General features: G+C 68.5%; 14 protein-coding genes. 7 read left to right on the top strand and 7 right to left on the bottom strand.

Annotated elements, in window-relative coordinates; genetic code table 11:
• Positions 1-284: 284 nt before the first annotated feature.
• The 5 genes from VDQ83_RS13170 to VDQ83_RS13150 form a co-directional block, all read right to left on the bottom strand.
• Positions 285-1,154 (bottom strand): SDR family oxidoreductase, encoded by an 870-nt coding sequence (locus tag VDQ83_RS13170; RefSeq protein WP_455435283.1) that lies wholly within the window; start codon positions 1,152-1,154, stop codon positions 285-287.
• Between the two features lie 599 nt (positions 1,155-1,753).
• Complete coding sequence (locus VDQ83_RS13165; protein WP_455435282.1) at positions 1,754-2,161, bottom strand: DUF2000 family protein; 408 nt, start codon at positions 2,159-2,161, stop codon at positions 1,754-1,756.
• A gap of 53 nt (positions 2,162-2,214) precedes the next feature.
• A complete protein-coding gene (locus tag VDQ83_RS13160) occupies positions 2,215-3,075 on the bottom strand; it encodes an AraC family ligand binding domain-containing protein (RefSeq protein WP_455435281.1) in 861 nt (286 codons plus the stop codon).
• Positions 3,076-3,103: 28 nt separating this feature from the next.
• Positions 3,104-3,583 carry a tRNA (cytidine(34)-2'-O)-methyltransferase gene (locus tag VDQ83_RS13155; RefSeq protein ID WP_455435280.1) on the bottom strand — a complete coding sequence of 160 codons (480 nt, stop codon included), beginning with the start codon at positions 3,581-3,583 and terminating at the stop codon, positions 3,104-3,106.
• Between the two features lie 52 nt (positions 3,584-3,635).
• Positions 3,636-4,112 (bottom strand): hypothetical protein, encoded by a 477-nt coding sequence (locus VDQ83_RS13150; RefSeq protein WP_455435279.1) that lies wholly within the window; start codon positions 4,110-4,112, stop codon positions 3,636-3,638.
• A 406-nt stretch (positions 4,113-4,518) separates the two neighbouring features.
• On the opposite strand from VDQ83_RS13150, the gene VDQ83_RS13145 reads away from it, so the two are divergent.
• From VDQ83_RS13145 to VDQ83_RS13125, 5 genes are all read left to right on the top strand, one after another.
• The gene (locus VDQ83_RS13145; protein ID WP_455435278.1) at positions 4,519-7,395 is read left to right on the top strand and encodes a M16 family metallopeptidase; all 2,877 of its coding nucleotides are present in this window, start codon (positions 4,519-4,521) and stop codon (positions 7,393-7,395) included.
• Between the two features lie 462 nt (positions 7,396-7,857).
• Complete coding sequence (locus VDQ83_RS13140) at positions 7,858-8,175, top strand: DUF4156 domain-containing protein (RefSeq protein WP_263396254.1); 318 nt, start codon at positions 7,858-7,860, stop codon at positions 8,173-8,175.
• Positions 8,176-8,277: 102 nt separating this feature from the next.
• Entirely contained in the window at positions 8,278-9,294 is a 1,017-nt protein-coding gene (locus VDQ83_RS13135) for a 3-oxoacyl-ACP synthase III (protein ID WP_263396253.1), read from the top strand.
• An 84-nt stretch (positions 9,295-9,378) separates the two neighbouring features.
• Entirely contained in the window at positions 9,379-10,521 is a 1,143-nt protein-coding gene (gene fic, locus VDQ83_RS13130) for a protein adenylyltransferase Fic (RefSeq protein ID WP_309919395.1), read from the top strand.
• 164 nt (positions 10,522-10,685) lie between these two features.
• Positions 10,686-11,588, top strand: coding sequence for an alpha/beta fold hydrolase (locus VDQ83_RS13125; RefSeq protein WP_455435277.1), 903 nt, complete (start codon positions 10,686-10,688; stop codon positions 11,586-11,588).
• Positions 11,589-11,610: 22 nt separating this feature from the next.
• Here the strand turns inward: VDQ83_RS13125 and VDQ83_RS13120 are convergent, their stop codons facing one another.
• A complete protein-coding gene (locus tag VDQ83_RS13120; RefSeq protein WP_263396251.1) occupies positions 11,611-11,997 on the bottom strand; it encodes a YkgJ family cysteine cluster protein in 387 nt (128 codons plus the stop codon).
• Positions 11,998-12,208: 211 nt separating this feature from the next.
• Between VDQ83_RS13120 and oleC the strand changes: the two genes are divergently transcribed.
• A complete protein-coding gene (gene oleC, locus VDQ83_RS13115) occupies positions 12,209-13,861 on the top strand; it encodes an olefin beta-lactone synthetase (RefSeq protein ID WP_455435276.1) in 1,653 nt (550 codons plus the stop codon).
• A 10-nt stretch (positions 13,862-13,871) separates the two neighbouring features.
• Positions 13,872-15,443, top strand: coding sequence for a winged helix-turn-helix domain-containing protein (locus VDQ83_RS13110; protein ID WP_455435275.1), 1,572 nt, complete (start codon positions 13,872-13,874; stop codon positions 15,441-15,443).
• Here the strand turns inward: VDQ83_RS13110 and VDQ83_RS13105 are convergent.
• Positions 15,427-16,572: a serine hydrolase domain-containing protein gene (locus VDQ83_RS13105; RefSeq protein WP_455435274.1), complete on the bottom strand. Its 1,146-nt coding sequence runs from the start codon at positions 16,570-16,572 to the stop codon at positions 15,427-15,429. The two genes, VDQ83_RS13110 and VDQ83_RS13105, sit on opposite strands and share 17 nt — an antisense overlap.
• Positions 16,573-16,700: the final 128 nt, after the last annotated feature.

Raw genomic sequence — 16,700 nt, 5'->3', positions numbered from 1 at the left:
TACCGCCGGTCGCGCCGAGCACCAGGATCTTCGGTCGGTCGGCAGTGCCAATGTCGGATCAGCGAGGGATGCCCCTGGCTGGCAGGTTGCGGGGCGCTGTTGCCGGATCGCCGCGCGCAATGGGGGTGCCGTCCGCCATGCCGGAGGGCGGCGCCCCATGCAAGAACTTCAAGCGGCGCCGATTGCCGGGTAGTCGATGTAGCCTTCCGCCCCGTTGTGAAGCTGACGATCGAACCCTGCGGCGCTGCTCAGCGCGGAGCGCCGAAGGGTGGATGGGCGCGAGGTCAGGAGGAGGTCGCGACCCGGGTGGCGAACTCGCGGTAGGAGTACAGCGGGCGACCCAGCAGCGCGGTCAGCCGTTCGACGTCGCCGGCCTTGGGGATCATGCCGTCGCTGAGGAAACGTTCGCTCATCAGGCGCATGTCGTAGGCCATCCAGCTCGGCATGAACTGGCGCAGGTTCTGCTCGAATCCGGCGGTGTCGTCGCCCGGGTAGGCGATCGGACGGCCCAGCGCGTCGGTCCAGATCGCCGCGACGTCCGCACCGGTCAGGGTGTCGGGGCCGACCACGTTGATCCGGTCCAGCGGCAGCGGCACGGCCGACTGTTCGCGGCGGATCAGTTCGATGGCCGCCACCTCGGCAATGTCGCGCGTGTCGACCATGGCCAGGGCTTTGTTGCCGATCGGCATCGGATAGATGCCGTATCCGCTCACCACATCCTTGATCGACAGATCGTTGTCGATGAAATAGGCCGGGCGCAGGATCGTGGCGTGCAGGCCCATCTGCTCGATCATGCGTTCCACGCCGAACTTGCCGGCGAAGTGCGGCACGTTGACGTACACGTCGCTGTGGATCACCGACAGGTAGACGATGCGCTCGATGCCGGCGGTGCGGGCGACGTTCAGTGCGATCAGCGCCTGGGTGTATTCGTCGGCCACCACGGCATTGAGCAGAAACAGCGTGGAGACGCCGGAAAAGGCGCCGCGCAGCGAGTCGACATCGAGCAGGTCGCCCTGGACGATATCGACGCTCGCCGGCAGCTTGGCCTTGGCGGGGTCGCGGACCAGCGCGCGGACATCGGCGCCGCGCTTGACGAGTTGTTCGACGACCTGGCGGCCGACAGTGCCGGTGGCACCGGTAACGAGAATGGTCATGATGATTCCTTGGGTTGAGGTGGGTTGCTGCAACTGGTTGGGGACGGTGTTTCGCTGGTTCGGTCTGCGTGTGGCCAAACGATAGGTGGTCCCACATTCAAAACAAAGCCACAATAAATAGACAAGTCGTATCGAATTTGAGACGCTCAGGCCGTGGTACCTGAAGGTCGCGGCTCTGGAACAACCAGCTCCGCCAGACCGTTGACCCAGCGGCTCGTCGCCCCGGGTCGTCGGGGGCGGGATTGGGGATTCGGGATTCGCAAAAGCGGCGCGTCGATTCGGTCTCGAAGCATCTCTATGCGATGCGCGTGATAGATCGAGACGACCGCAGTGCCGCCTCGGCCGACGGCTTGCCGCATCGATCCGCGCAAGACAGCGCTCTGGTCTGCAGGGTGTTTCGCCAGAGGCCCACCGCAGCCGACTGGAGTCCTCTTGCTACAAGGCAACCCGGTTTTCGCGGCGTGGCCGATGACGGGCAGACATCGCCGCCGGTCCTGGAACCGTGCGGTAACGATCATCGAGGCGATGGTGGGGCTCTCTCCTGGCGACGCCCGGAGAGGGATTGCGCAGCGGCGCATGTCCGCGCCGCTGCATGCTGCTCATCGATGCAGCGACAGGCCCTTGGTGGCCTTTTCGATGGCCTTCTTCGGTCCGCGCAGCCCGATCCCCACGAGGTTCAAGTTGCCGGGGTCTTCGGCAGCGAATGCCTGGCGGTTGGCCTCGTCATGCCCGGTCGAAAACATGGCGAACACATACGGCAGCACGGTGATCTCGCGTGCGAGCCCAACGCGGTGCGCGGCCTGGAGTCCAGCGAGATCGGCCTCGAACACCAGCATCGGCTGCCCGAGCATGTTGCCGTAGCGGTGGCCGTTCGCATCGACGTAGGGGTCGCCCATGGCGTCGGGGGCGGCCGCGGCGATGCCGGTCGCCAGGAAGGCGACGACGTTCAACCGTTGCCAAGTCGCCAGGTCGTTGCGGACGATGAGGGCCACTTTGGTATCGAACACGGGGAACTCCGCTGTCTGGACGTGCGGCCATGCTCGGAGTTGCCGGATCGGATCTAGAACGCTTGTGCAGCGTCGCTGGCGCACAGCCGCTTGTAGGCGGCCGGGGTGAGCCGATAGGCGCGCTTGAACCAGCGGCCCAGATGGCTCTGGTCGGCAAAGCCGACCTTGATCGCCACGTCTGCCGGTTCCTGCCCATTGGCCAGCAGCGCGCGGGCGACGCGCAGCCGCAGCCGGATGAGGTAGGCATGCGGCGACAGGCCGAAGCTGCGCTGGAATTGCCGGGTGAGGCGAAACCGGTCCATGCCGGCGTAGCCGGCGAGTTCGTCGAGGCCGACGTCGCGTTCCATCTGGTCGTGAAGAAAGTCCCTGGCGCGCGCCATCCTCGCCGCCGAATCGCACGCGCCCTGCGCGTCTGCCGACAGATGCCGGGACAGCAGGCCCATCATGCGGTCCAGGCTCTGGTCCCGCGCCAGCCGGCCTTCCCCGTGGTGGACCGCAAGGAACGCCTGTCGTATCGCTGCGCTCAGCGCCGTGTCCGCGGTCAAGGTGCTCCGGAACGCCGGCTGGATCGCGCAGATGTCCCATTGGCCGAGCCGCTGCAGCATCTCCGCCACCCAGGACTGCGGGAGGTAGAGCATCGCGTAGGTGAAGCCGTCTTCCGCGGGCGCATGCCCGTCATGGACCGCTCCGGGCTCGATGAGGATGGCGCGCCCGGGCGTGCTGGTATGGAGCGATCGGTGGCAGTGGAACCGCTGCACGCCCTGCAGGGTCACGCCGACCAGCACTTCGTCGTGATCGTGGGGGTCGTAGGCGTGCCCGCGGAAATGCGCGTGCACGCTCTCGATGCCGGTTTCCTGATCGCGGCGGATCCTGACCCAGTCGTCGCTGGTGGTTTTGCGGGTGCTCGATGCCATTGGCTACCCTTGCAAGCGCGCCGTGCGCTCAGTCCGCGCCGGGGAAGCCCAGCTGCCGCCAGGCTTCGAACACCACCACCGCGACCGCGTTGGACAGGTTCAGGCTGCGGTTGTGCGGGCGCATCGGCAGGCGCAGGCGTTGCGCCGGCGGCACCTGTTCCAGCACCTCGGCGGGCAGGCCGCGGGTCTCCGGGCCGAACAGGAACGCATCGCCGTCGGCGAAGGCGGGCGCATCGTAGCGGGTCGTGCTGCGGGTACTGAGGGCGAACAGGCGGCGCGGGGCGATGGACTGCAGCGCGGCCTCCAACGAGGCATGCACCTGCAGGCGTGCGTACTCGTGGTAGTCCAGGCCGGCGCGTTTGAGCTGCTTGTCGCCGAGGTCGAAGCCGAGCGGCTCGATCAGGTGCAGCTGCGCGCCGGTATTGGCGCAAAGGCGGATCGCATTGCCCGTGTTGGGCGGTATTTCGGGTTGGAACAGCAGGACGTGGAGCGTGGGCGTGGCGGTCATCGGCGCAGTTTACGCGCCGGCTCCGGCCTGCGCCGGCGAAGCGTGCGCAGGCTCAGCGGGTCAGGCTGGTGGTCAGGTCCTGGCTCAGGTTCTGCAGGCTCGGCTGCAACTGCAGCATCGCGCTGTCCAGGGCGCCGCTGACCGCGCTGCCGATCGCGAACATGCTCTTGGTGTCGGCGCTCGGGCGCACCTGCAGCGTCGCCAGGGTGACCACGCGCTGGCTCGCGGCCTGCTCGGCATCGCGCAGGGCGAGCTGGTCGGCGGACGGACGCACTTGCACCGAGGCCAGCGTGGCGATGCGGCTGGACAGTTCGGCATCGCGCTGCGCCAGCTGCTCGGCGGAGGGGCGGACCTGCACCGCGGCCAGGGTGGCGATGCCGCTGTTGCGCTCGAACGTGCGCTGGGCGATCTGCTCGGCGGACGGACGCACCTGCATGCTGCCCAGGGTGGTGGTGGTGGGAGCGGCGATGGCCGGCGCGGCGAGCAGGGCGGCGATGGCGAAGGTCAGGGCGAAGGAAGCGGTTTTCATGGCGGGCCTCGTTGGTGTTGTTGAGCAGTGGTGTGGTAGTAAGGTAGTACACCTAATCAGGGGCTGCAAGCACTTTCTGCTGTTTTTTCTTTTCATTAAGCATTTGTTCATTATTTGCTTGGGCCGATCCTGGTGCAGGACTACAAAGCAGATCCTGTGCCAAGTCCAAGCCTTTGTTCTTGAATGATTTTTTGAATTGCCCAGTGTCCGCGGGCGGACACACGGTCGCCTGCGTACGTCCGTCGTCCGGGGATTGCCCGCTGCAGGGCGGGCGTTGAGGCAATACGTTCAGGATCGGGCGTGCCGGCGACGGCCCGACCGGGCCGAACGGCATACGCGGGCGCCGGCGAGGCCCGTTACGATCCAGGTCTCGTCGTCTTTCCACCCATTGCTAAAAGGAACTTGCATGACCGTATCGATCCGCCCGCGTGGGGCCCTGCTGGCCATCGCCCTGTCCACCGCGCTCGGCGCGCTGAGCTATGCGCCGCCGTCGAGCGCGGCCAAGCAACCGGCCGCGGCGAAGGTGGATATCGCCTACGAGCAGTTCACCCTGCCCAATGGCCTGCGGGTGATCGTGCACACCGATCGCAAGGCGCCGATCGTGGCGGTCAACCTCTGGTACCACGTCGGCGCCAAGGACGAACCGGCCGGGCGCACCGGCTTCGCGCACCTGTTCGAGCACCTGATGTTCCAGGCCAGCGAGAACCACCGCGGCGAGTTCTTCGAACCGTTCAAGCAGGTCGGCGCCACCGACCAGAACGGCACCACCAACAGCGACCGCACCAACTATTTCGAGAACGTGCCGACCACCGCGCTGGACATGGCGCTGTGGATGGAGTCCGACCGCATGGGCCACCTGCTCGGCGCCATCGATCAGGCCGCGCTCGACGAGCAGCGCGGCGTGGTCCAGAACGAGAAGCGCCAGGGCGAAAACCAGCCCTACGGCCAGGCCTGGGACAAGCTGAGCCGCGCGCTGTATCCGAAGGGCCATCCGTATCACCACAGCGTGATCGGCTCGATGAACGACCTCAACGCCGCCTCGCTGGCCGACGTGAAGCAGTGGTTCCGCACCTGGTACGGCCCGAACAACGCGGTGCTGGTGCTGGCCGGCGACATCGACGTGGCCACCGCGAAAGAGAAGGTGGCCCGCTACTTCGGCGATATCCCGGCCGGGCCGAGCATGGCGCAGCCGCAGGTCGACGTGGCCCGGCGCCCGCAGTCCACCCGCGAGACGATGACCGACAAGGTGCCGCAGGCGCGCATCTACCGGGTGTGGAACGTGGCCCAGACCGGCACCGAGGACATCGACCGCCTGCAGCTGCTGGCGCAGGTGCTGGGCGGGGCCAAGTCGTCGCGGCTGGACCGGCGCCTGGTGCACGAGGACAAGCTGGTCGACCAGATCAGCGCCGGCGCCTGGCCGTCGCAGCTGGGCTCCGGCTTCGGCATCATCGCCACGGTGAAACAGGGCGTGGATCCGGCCAAGGTCGAGGCGGTGATCGACGAAGAGCTGCGCCGGCTGCTCGACAAGGGCCCGGACAAGGACGAACTGCTGCGCGCCAAGACCGCGTTCCGGGCCGGCTTCATCCGCGGCATCGAACGCATCGGCGGTTTCGGCGGCAAGGCCGACGCGCTGGCCGAGTGCGCGGTGTTCACCGGCGACCCGGGCTGCTTCCGCACCTCGCTGGCCACCATCGAGTCCACCCGCGCGCGCGACCTGAAGGCGGTGGGCCGCAAATGGCTGGGCAAGGGCGACCATACCCTGGTGGTGGAGCCGGGCGAGCGCGTGGCGCTGGCCGAGGAACCGGCGGTAGAGCCGGCGCCGCTGAACCCGCCGCCGGTCGATCCGAAGTACCGCGCGCTGCCCAGCGTCGTCGACCGCAGCGCCGGCCCGCCCAAGACCGCGCAGTTCCCGGAACTGAAGTTCCCGGCGTTGCAGCGCGCCACGTTGAAGAACGGTACCCGCCTGATCCTGGCCGAGCGCCACGACGTGCCAGTGGTGCAGTTCAGCTACGAATTCCCGGGCGGCTTCAGTGCCGACCAGGGGCGCAAGTCGGGCACCGCCAACTTCACCATGGGCATGCTCGACGAGGGCGCCGGCGACTACGACTCGCTGGGCTTCGCCGATGCCGCCGACACGCTGGGCGCATCGCTCAGCGCCGGCGCCTCGCTGGACGGCAGCAGCGCGCAGCTGTCGGCATTGAAGGAGAACCTGGCGCCGTCGCTGGCGCTGTATGCCGACATGCTGCGGCGCCCGCGTTTCGAGCCGAAGGAGATCGAGCGGATCAAGGCGACCCGGATCGCCGCCATCCGCCAGGAAAAGGCGCAGCCCAACGCAGTGGCGATGCGGGTGCTGCCGCCGCTGCTGTACGGCGACGGCCATCCGTATGCGATCCCGTTCAGCGGCAGCGGCACCGAGCCGGCGATCGCCGCGCTGCAGCGCGAGGACCTGGTCGGCTTCCAGCGCGACTGGATCCGTCCCGAGCAGGCCACCCTGGTGGTGGTCGGCGATACCACCCTGGCCGAGATCGTGCCGCTGCTGGACGCGCAGTTCGGCGACTGGAAGGGCGAGGGCGCCGCGCCGGCGCTGCCGACGCTGGCGAAGGTGCCGCGCCCGGCCAAGCCGCGCGTGTACCTGATCGACCAGCCGGGCGCGGTGCAGGCCAACCTGTTCGCCGCCGAACTGGTGCCGCCGTCCACCGATCCGGCCTCGATCCGTTTCGACATCGCCAACGGCGTGCTCGGCGGCGACTTCACCTCGCGGTTGAACATGAACCTGCGCGAGAACAAGCACTGGTCCTACGGCGCGCGCAGCAGTGCGTCCAACGCGCTCGGCCAGCGGCCGTGGGCGGCGATGGCGCCGGTGCAGATCGACAAGACCGCGCCGGCGCTGCAGGAGATGCACAAGGAGATCAGCGCCTTCGCCAGCGGCAAGACGCCGCCGTCGACCGAGGAAGTGGCGCGCATCCGCAATATCCAGACCCTGAGCCTGCCCGGCGCCTACGAGACCGCCGGGTCGGTGCTCGGCACCATCGTCGGCATCGTCCGCAATGGGCGCCCTGACGACTACGTGTTCAAGCGCAAGGCCGAGATCGAGACGATGACCCCGGCGCAGGTGCGCGAGGCGGCGGCGACGCTCGATGCCAACGCGCTGACCTGGGTGGTGGTGGGCGACCTGAAGCAGATCGAGCGCCCGGTGCGCGCGCTGAAGCTGGGCGAGGTGACGGTGATCGACGCCGACGGCAAGCCGCAGGCCGCGGCCGCGCCGGCGGCGCCCAAGCGCTGAGGTGGCGGCCTGTGGGGGGGCGGATGAAGGTGCGTGCGAAGCTTCGCGTACCCAGGATCCGCGAGACGCTTCGCGCCGTACCCTCACCCCAACCCCTCTCCCGATAGGAGAGGGGCTAGGGGCTAGGTTGTTCCCTTCTCCCGTCGGGACCATGGCCCCCTTTTCGGGGGAAGGTGGCCCGCAGGGCCGGATGAGGGTACGGGCGAAGCCTCGTGTTCCCAATCCACGAGACGCTTCGCGCCAACCCTCACCCCAACCCCTCTCCCGGCGGGAGAGGGGCTTTGCATTGCGGCTATTCCTTCCCCCCATGGGAGAAGCTGGCGCGCAGCGCCCGATGAGTGCATGAGGAGCCCCGCGCAAGTAGGCTTCCACGCCTGGCGGGGCCGCCGGATCCGGCGGCGTCATTGCCAATTCAGCGATCTGCGGCACAATCCCGGTTCCTTCCATCTGCGGTCCCTGTCCATGCGCCTACCGATCGCGTTGTTGCTGCTCGCCAGTCTCGCCGCCTGCACCTGGGTGCCGATGGCGCCGGAAGGCAAGACCGTGCGCGTGCTGCCGCCAGGCCAGGCAGCGGCAGGCTGCGACAAGCGCGGCGAGGTGGTGGTGTCGGTGAAGAGCAACGTCGGCTTCTACCAGCGCAACCCGCTGCGGGTGCGCGAGGAACTGGAGACCCTGGCCCGCAACGAGGCGCCGGGCGTCGGTGCCAACACGGTGCAGGCGATGGGCGAGCCGGTCGAGGGCGACCAGCGCTATGCCGCCTACCAGTGCAGCGTTCGCTGAACCGGTTAAGCCATACGCTCTGTTCCAATTTGTTAAAGATGCGGTAAAACCGGGCAACCGCTAGAATTGGCGCCCCTTCGCCTTATCCCGGCGTACATCTCGATGCTCTTCAACAACGTCTCCATCGCGGGACTGGCGCATATCGATGCGCCGCACACGCTGACCTCCAAGCAGATCAACGAACGTCTGCAACCCACCTACGACCGCCTCGGCATCCGTACCGACGTGCTCGGCGACATCGCCGGCATCCATGCGCGGCGCATGTGGGACCACGACATGCAGGCGTCCGACGCGGCCACGCTGGCGGCACGCAAGGCGATGGCGGATGCGGGCATCGACGCCGGCCAGGTTGGGCTGCTGGTCAACACCTCGGTCAGCCGCGACTTCCTGGAGCCGTCCACCGCCAGCATCGTCTCCGGCAACCTGGGCGTGGGCGAGGAATGCATGACCTTCGACGTCGCCAATGCCTGCCTGGCCTTCATCAACGGCATGGACATCGCGGCGCGCATGATCGAGCGCGGCGAGATCGACTACGCGCTGGTGGTGGATGGCGAGACCGCCAACCTGGTGTATGAGAAGACCCTGGAGCGGATGACCTCCCCGGACGTGACCGCGCAGGCGTTCCGCGACGAGCTGGCCACGCTGACCCTGGGCTGCGGCGCCGCGGCGATGGTGCTGGCGCGTGCCGAGCTGGTCCCGGACGCGCCGAGCTACCGCGGCGGCGTGACCCGCTCGGCCACCGAGTGGAACACCCTGTGCCGGGGCAACCTGGACCGCATGGTCACCGATACCCGCATGCTGCTGATCGAGGGCATCAAGCTGGCGCAGAAGACCTTCATCGCCGCCAGGCAGGCGCTGGGTTGGGCGGTGGACGAGCTGGACCAGTTCGTGATCCACCAGGTCAGCCTGCCGCACACCCAGGCCTTCATCAAGAACTTCGGCATCGACCCGAAGAAGGTGATGACCATCTTCGGCGAGCACGGCAACATCGGCCCGGCCAGCGTGCCGATCGTGTTGAGCAAGCTGCGCGAACTGGGGCGCCTGAAGAAGGGCGACCGCATTGCGCTGATGGGCATCGGTTCGGGCCTGAACTGCTCGATGGCCGAGGTGGTCTGGTAGCTGGGACCGACTCTCCTGAACATGGACGTGTTAAAAAAAATGGATTTTTAGTACACGTTATTGCATCATGTTCGTTCTCCGAACATGTTTGACGCAGCCATGGAAGATGTGTCGAAGTTCAAGGCAGAGTTCCCCTACAACGATCTCCCGTTGCTACCCCCAACGGGAGATATCGAGACACGCAGCCTGCTCAAGGCCTGCATCGGCGCCAGAACCGCGTTGGCCGAGTTGAAACAGGCTACCGCGCTGTTGCCGAATCCCACGGTGCTGATCAACACGATCCCGATCCTCGAGGCTCAGGCCAGTTCGGAGATCGAGAACATCGTGACCACCACGGACGATCTGTTCCGCTACGCCGAGGATCAGGACAAGGCCCAGAAGCCTGCCACCAAGGAAGCGTTGCGCTATCGCAGCGCGCTCTACGAAGGCTTCCAGTCCTTGCGGCAGCGCCCTCTGTGCACGGACACCGCGGTGGTCGTCTGCAGCCGCATCAAGGCGGTGCAGATGCAGATCCGCCGCGTTCCCGGTACGGCACTGGCCAACGACCAGACCCAGCAGGTCATCTATACCCCGCCAGTGGGCGAGGCACTGCTGCGCGACAAGCTGTCCAACTGGGAGCGCTTCATCCACGAGCACACCGACATCGATCCATTGATCCGCATGGCGGTCGCGCACTATCAGTTCGAAGCCATCCATCCCTTCACCGACGGCAACGGCCGCACCGGACGCGTGCTGAACCTGCTGATGCTCATCGAGCAGGGGCTGCTCGACCTGCCTGTGCTGTATCTGTCGCGCTACATCATCCGCCACCGCAGCGACTATTACCGTCTGCTGCTGGACGTGACCCGGCACGGTCACTGGGCCGAGTGGATCCACTACATGCTCAGTGCCGTGGCCGAGACGGCTGCATGGACCACGGCCAAGATCCAGGCGATCCGTGGACTGGAGGCACAGGCGCGCGACTACATCCGCAATCATGCGCCAAAAGCCTACAGCCGAGAGCTGGTGGAGGTGATTTTCAACCAGCCCTACTGTCGTATCCAGAACGTCGTGGACATGGTGAGCGTGACCAGGCAGACCGCTGCGCGTCAGCTGAAAGAGTTGGTGGAGATTGGCGTGTTGCAGGAGCAGCGTCTGGGCAAGGAAAAACTGTTCCTACACCCTGCATTCCTGCGCCTGCTTTCCAACGACGACAATCAACTGCCTGCCTACCGCAGATCTGCGTGACATGAAATCCATTGGTGACCAGCAAATATGCGACGTCTCGCTGAGACGATGGCGCAGCATTCATCGTAGGACTTGAGCTCGACGAGTGCGATTCTTCTACCTGCGGGAGTTGGGCGGATGCCTACGACGCAGGCTCCTTAGATATCTGATCGGATGCGATTCACATGAACTACCCCGGCTACCCCTTCACTCCGCAGCGCTTCCAGGTGCGTCCAGGGCTGAGCATGTCCTATCTCGACGAAGGCCCGCGCGATGGCGAGGTGGTGGTGATGCTGCACGGCAATCCGTCGTGGAGCTATCTGTGGCGCACGCTGGTGGCCGGCCTGTCGGACCGCTACCGCTGCATCGTGCCCGACCATATCGGCATGGGCCTGTCGGACAAGCCGGACGATGCGCCAGGCGCGCAACCGGGCTACGACTACACGTTGCAGTCGCGCGTGGACGATCTCGACGCGCTGCTGCGCCACCTGGGCATCGATGGGCCGGTGACGCTGGCGGTGCACGACTGGGGCGGCATGATCGGCTTCGGCTGGGCGCTGTCGCACCATGCCCAGGTCAAGCGGTTGGTGATCACCAACACCGCCGCGTTCCCGTTGCCGGCGGCCAAGCCGATGCCGTGGCAGATCGCGATGGGCCGGCACTGGCGTCCCGGCGAGTGGTTCATCCGCACCTTCAACGCGTTCTCCGCCGGCGCCTCGTGGCTGGGCGTGTCGCGGCGCATGCCTGCCGACGTGCGCCGCGCCTACGTGGCGCCGTACGACAGCTGGGCCAACCGCATCTCCACGATCCGCTTCATGCAGGACATCCCGCTGTCGCCCGCTGACAAGGCGTGGTCGCTGCTGGAACGTTCGGCGCAGGCGCTGCCATCGTTCGCCGACCGCCCGGCCTTCATCGCCTGGGGCCTGCGCGACATCTGTTTCGACCATCACTTCCTCGCCGGTTTCCGCCAGGCGCTGCCACAGGCCGAGGTCATGGCGTTCGAGGATGCCAACCATTACGTGCTCGAAGACAAGCACGAGGTGCTGGTGCCGGCGATCCGCCGGTTCCTGGACACGCATCCGCTCTAGGCCGCGGCGGCGTGCCGGCGGCTCAGGCGTCGTCCGGTAGCGGATTGCGCTCGGCGTCGCCGACGCCGCTCCAGTCGCTTGCAGTCAGCATGTGCAGCCCATGCGCCAGTCGCGACTTGTCGCACTGCGCGCTGCGTTCGCCGAACTCCAGCGACGCCGGTACCGCGGCGCACACCGACGGCCGCCGGTCGTGGATCGTGCAGCGGCTGTAGCGGCCGATCTCCGCGTCCAGCGCCACGCAGCGCGGCTGCGCTTGCGAGGTGCCGCGCATCACCCGTTCGTGGGTGCGCAGGGGCTCGGTGAGATCGAACGGGACCCTGCCGCCCAGCTCGGGATCGGCTTCGCTCCAGTGGAAACTGACGCGGAAGTAGGCGCAGCAAGCGCCGCAGGTGAGGCAGGGATGTGCCATGGGAGGCCGGGCCTTGCGCGGCAAAGAGCGTGGGGGGCGCGGCATTCTGACCGAACCGACGCGCGCTGCAAGCGCGGTGGCGTTCAGCCGTGCGCTGTCGCCGCGCGAGCGGCGAGCCGACGCCCGACGCCGATCCGCTCGCAGGATGCGGCGCGTTGGACCAACGCTGGCCTGCCACGGCATGCGCCGGCGCATCGGCGATAATCCAACGATGACCACGACCACCCCCTGCAACATCGCCGCGACGCTGCCGCCGCTGGCGCGCGAGCGCCCCGACCAGATCGCCATCCGCTGCCCGGGCCGCCGGGGCGCCAACGGCCTGGCCGCCTACGACGTGACCCTGAGCTACGCGCAGCTGGATGCGCGCAGCGACGCGATCGCCGCCGGGCTGGGCGGCTACGGCATCGGCCGCGGGACGCGCACGGTGGTGATGGTGCGGCCGTCGCCGGAGTTCTTCCTGCTGATGTTCGCGCTGTTCAAGGCCGGCGCGGTGCCGGTGCTGGTGGATCCGGGCATCGACAAGCGCGCGCTCAAGCAGTGCCTGGACGAGGCGCAGCCGGAGGCGTTCATCGGCATCCCGCTGGCGCAGCTGGCGCGGCGCTTGCTGGGCTGGGCGCGCTCGGCGCGACGCATCGTCACCGTGGGGCGGCGCTGGGCCTGGGGCGGCACCACGCTGGCGCAGATCGAACATGCCGGTCGTGGCGCCGGCAGCCAACTGGCCGACACCGCGGGCGACGACGTGGCCGCGATCCTGTTCACCAGCGGCTCCACCGGCGTGCCCAAGGGCGTGGTCTACCGGCATCGCCATTTCGTCGGCCAGATCGAACTGATGCGCAACGCGTTCGGCATGCAGCCCGGCGGCATCGACCTGCCGACCTTCCCGCCGTTCGCCCTGTTCGACCCGGCGCTGGGGCTGACCTCGGTGATCCCGGACATGGACCCAACGCGGCCGGCCAGCGCCGATCCGCGCAAGCTGCACGATGCGATCGACCGCTTCGGCGTGACCCAGCTGTTCGGCTCGCCGGCGCTGATGCGGGTGCTGGCCGACTACGGCCGGCCGCTGCCGAGCGTGCGCTGCGCGACCTCGGCCGGCGCGCCGGTGCCGCCGGAGATCGTCGCCAGGATCTGCAGCCTGCTGCCGGAGGACGGCAAGCTGTGGACGCCGTACGGCGCCACCGAGTGCCTGCCGGTGGCGGCGATCGAAGGCCGCGAACTGCAGGACACGCGCGCGGCCACCGAAACCGGCGCCGGCACCTGCGTCGGCGCGGTGGTGGCGCCGAACGTGGTTCGCATCATCGCCATCGACGATGCGGCGATCCCCGAGTGGTCGGGCGTGCACGAGCTGCCGGCGGGCATGGTCGGCGAGATCACCGTGGCCGGGCCGACCACCACGGATACCTATTTCAACCGCGACGCGGCCACCCGCATCGCCAAGATCCGCGAGCGCCTGGACGACGGCAGCGAGCGCATCGTGCACCGCATGGGCGACGTCGGCTACTTCGACGCGCAGGGCCGGCTGTGGTTCTGCGGGCGCAAGACCCAGCGCGTGGAGACCGCGCACGGGCCGCTGTACACCGAGCAGGCCGAGCCGATCTTCAACACCTTGCCGTGGCTGCGCCGCAGCGCGCTGGTCGGGATCGGCGCGGCGGGCGCGCAGCGGCCGGTGCTGTGCTACGAACTACAGCCGGGCGTGGCGTCGCCGGCGCAGCCGCAGGCCGAGTTGCGCGCGCTGGCGCAGGCGCATCCGCACACCGCCGGCATCGCCGATTTCCTGTGCCATCCGGGCTTCCCGGTGGACATCCGCCACAACGCCAAGATCGGCCGCGAGAAACTGGCGCTGTGGGCCAAGGACCGCGTGCGCTGAGGCCGCGGCGATGGGCGAGCGCTATCGGCTGGACGACCTGCGCATCGACGTGGCGCGACAGCGAGTCGAGCGCGACGGCATCGCGCTGGAGCTGGGCGGGCTGAGTTTCCGCCTGCTGCATTACCTGCTGCGGCAGGGCCAGCGCGTGGTCGGGTTCGACGAGCTGATCGCGCAGGTGTGGGCGCCGGCGCTGGTCAACGAGGAGACCGTGACCCAGCGCGTGCGCCTGTTGCGGCAGGCGCTGGGCGATGCCTCGCGGCAGCCGCGCTACCTGCGTTCGGTGCGCGGCCAGGGCTATCAGCTGTGCGCGCCGGTACGCATCGAAGACGAAGGCGACAGCGAAGCAGCACAGCCAAGGCGGCGTTGGCGCCGCGTGGCGATCGCGGCGGCCGTCGTGCTCTGCATCGGTACGCTGGCGGCGCTGGACTGGCCGTGGCGGGCGCCGCCGCAGAAAGCCGAGGCGTCGCCGCTGCTGCAACGCGCCGACTACTACGCCGGCATCGGCCAGCGCGACGACAACGAACGCGCGATCGCGCTGTACCGGCAGCGCCTGCAGCAGGCGCCGGACGAGCCGCGCGCGCTGCTCGGACTCAGCCGCGGCTACAGCGCGCGGGTCTGCCAGTACGGCGGCGACGCGCAGCACGCCGCGCTCGCGCAGCGCCTGGCCGCGCAGGTGATCGCCGAGCAACCGCGGCTGGCGGCCGCGCATGCCGCGCTTGGTTACGCGCACGATTGCCGCGGCGACTATGCGGCGGCCCTGGCCGCCTACGAACGCGCGCTGCAACTGGATCCCGGCGCCGATGCGGTGCGCGGCTCGGCCGCCTATCTGTACGAACGCAAGGGCCGGCTGGCGCAGGCGCTGGCCGCCAACCTGCAGGTGCGCGATCCGGCGCGGGTGCGCTTCCTGCCGATCCAGATCGCCAGCAACCTCAACCTGCTCGGCTACGTCAGCGCCGCCGAAGCGCGCTATCGCGACAGCTTCCAGTTGTATCCGGACAGCGCGTTTTCCAACGTGGCCTGGCCGGGGTTCCTGTTCGCGCATGGCCGCACCGCCGAAGCGCAGGCGGCATTGGACGAAGCGCTGGGGCGCGGCACCGACTATGCCGGCCTGTACCTGCTGCAGGCGGAACTGGCGCTGGCGCAGGGCGATGCGGCGCGTGCGCGGCAGGCCAGCCTGCAGGCGCTGCGGCTGCGTCCGCACGGCAGCCTGGCGCAGACCGTGGCGTGGACGCTGGACGCACAACCACGGCCTGCCGCGGCGGCGCTGCGCGCACGGGCGCAGGACCTGCTGCAGGGCGTCGCGCACGGCGCCGATCCGCTGGATGGGCTGGACGCGGCGCTGCTGCTGCAACTGGCCGGCGACCCGCCTGCGGCGCTGGACGCGTTGCGCCGCGCCCAGGCCGCCGGCTATCGCGATGCGGCCTATCTGCGGGTGTCGCCGCTGCTGGCGCCGCTGCGCGCGCAGGCCGGTTTCGCCGCGTTGCTGGTGCGCAACCAGGCCGACATCGCCGCCGAGCGCGCGCAGGTGCGCCGCGCCGGCCTGCTGCCGCAGGAGACCGGCGCGGCTACGGCAGCGCCTTGAGCACGTAGTCGGTGAGCAGCGCCTGCGACTGCGGATGCATCTTCGGCGTGTTGTAGGCGCTGCGGGTGATCACCACCACCAGGCGTTCCTCGGGCAGCACGAACACGTAGTTGCCGCCGTTGCCGGACATCGCCCACACCCCGCGTTCGGTGCCGCGCACCGGGAAGCGGAAGCGCCACAGCAGGTAGCCGTAGTCGGCGTCCTCGCGCGCCTGCGCGTGCACCGTGGTCATCGCCCGCACCCATTGCGCCGACAGCACCTGGCGGCCGCGCCAGCGGCCCTGGTCGAGCAGCAGCTGGCCGAACTTGGCCAGGTCGCGGCTGCGGTAGCGGGTGCCGCCGCCGCCCATGCCCACGCCCTCGGCGGAGCGGCCCCAGCGGACATTGGTGATGCCGAGCGGCCGCTCCAGTACCTGCGCGGCGAAGTCCTCCAGGCGCTGGCCGGTGGCCTTTTCCACCAGCGCGCCGAGCAGGAAGCTGCCGGCGGTGCAGTAGGAAAAGGCGCGGCCGTGTGGGCTGTCCTCGGGGCGGCGCATCCACGGCGCGTAGCCCTTGATCGGCAGGTCCAGCGCGAACTGGGTCCAGTCGGCGCTCACGTACATGCGTTCCTCGTTGCCGCTGGAGAACGCGTTGTCGTCGTCGCATTCCAGTTGCGAACTCATCGTCAGCAGATCCTCGACGGTGGTCGCGCGCTTGCGCGGATCCGGCTGCTGCCAACGGCGATCGCCGAAGTAATCGTAGACCTTGGCCTGTGCGCTGGGCAGGCGGCCGCGGTCGATCGCCGCGCCGACCAGCAGTGCGGTGACGCTCTTGGTCGCCGAGCGGGTGTCGTGCAGGGTCTGGCGGTCGGCGTCGCCGAAGTAGCGCTCGTAGACCAGCGCGCCGTCGCGCACGATCAGCACGCTACTGGTGTGCGGCGCCTTGCCGTCGGCGATGGTCTGCTCCAGCGCCGCGAGCGTGGCCATGTTCCAGCCGGTGCTCCTGGTATCGGCGACCTGCCAGCCGTCGTCCAGCACCGGCGGCGCGGTGGCGGGTGCGGTCGGGGGCTGGGACGGGGAGGCGGGAGCGGCGTAGGCGAGAGGCACGGCGAGGGCGAGCAGGACGCACGACAGGAACGAAAAGCGCGACATGTGGAACTCCGGAAGGATGCGGTCCGTGCACTGCGCCAGCGCCGTGCCTGAAGTGCCTGATGTCCTCATGAAGAATTATGAAGTTCCAGCGGATCAATGACTTGGCGTGCGCCGCGGTGCCATCCGCG

It is taken from the genome of Xanthomonas sp. WHRI 7945 (assembly GCF_035026585.1).
This window is presented reverse-complemented; position numbering and strand designations above follow the sequence as displayed.

Excerpts from the sequence above, each read along its gene's own strand:
- VDQ83_RS13160 (WP_455435281.1), bottom strand. The coding sequence starts at position 3,075 with ATGGCATCGAGCACCCGCAAAACCACCAGCGACGACTGGGTCAGGATC.
- VDQ83_RS13145 (WP_455435278.1), top strand. The coding sequence starts at position 4,519 with ATGACCGTATCGATCCGCCCGCGTGGGGCCCTGCTGGCCATCGCCCTG.
- VDQ83_RS13150 (WP_455435279.1), bottom strand. The coding sequence starts at position 4,112 with ATGAAAACCGCTTCCTTCGCCCTGACCTTCGCCATCGCCGCCCTGCTC.
- VDQ83_RS13110 (WP_455435275.1), top strand. The coding sequence starts at position 13,872 with ATGGGCGAGCGCTATCGGCTGGACGACCTGCGCATCGACGTGGCGCGA.
- VDQ83_RS13135 (WP_263396253.1), top strand. The coding sequence starts at position 8,278 with ATGCTCTTCAACAACGTCTCCATCGCGGGACTGGCGCATATCGATGCG.
- VDQ83_RS13125 (WP_455435277.1), top strand. The coding sequence starts at position 10,686 with ATGAACTACCCCGGCTACCCCTTCACTCCGCAGCGCTTCCAGGTGCGT.
- VDQ83_RS13170 (WP_455435283.1), bottom strand. The coding sequence starts at position 1,154 with ATGACCATTCTCGTTACCGGTGCCACCGGCACTGTCGGCCGCCAGGTC.
- oleC (WP_455435276.1), top strand. The coding sequence starts at position 12,209 with ATGACCACGACCACCCCCTGCAACATCGCCGCGACGCTGCCGCCGCTG.
- VDQ83_RS13120 (WP_263396251.1), bottom strand. The coding sequence starts at position 11,997 with ATGGCACATCCCTGCCTCACCTGCGGCGCTTGCTGCGCCTACTTCCGC.
- VDQ83_RS13155 (WP_455435280.1), bottom strand. The coding sequence starts at position 3,583 with ATGACCGCCACGCCCACGCTCCACGTCCTGCTGTTCCAACCCGAAATA.
- VDQ83_RS13105 (WP_455435274.1), bottom strand. The coding sequence starts at position 16,572 with ATGTCGCGCTTTTCGTTCCTGTCGTGCGTCCTGCTCGCCCTCGCCGTG.
- VDQ83_RS13140 (WP_263396254.1), top strand. The coding sequence starts at position 7,858 with ATGCGCCTACCGATCGCGTTGTTGCTGCTCGCCAGTCTCGCCGCCTGC.
- fic (WP_309919395.1), top strand. The coding sequence starts at position 9,379 with ATGTTTGACGCAGCCATGGAAGATGTGTCGAAGTTCAAGGCAGAGTTC.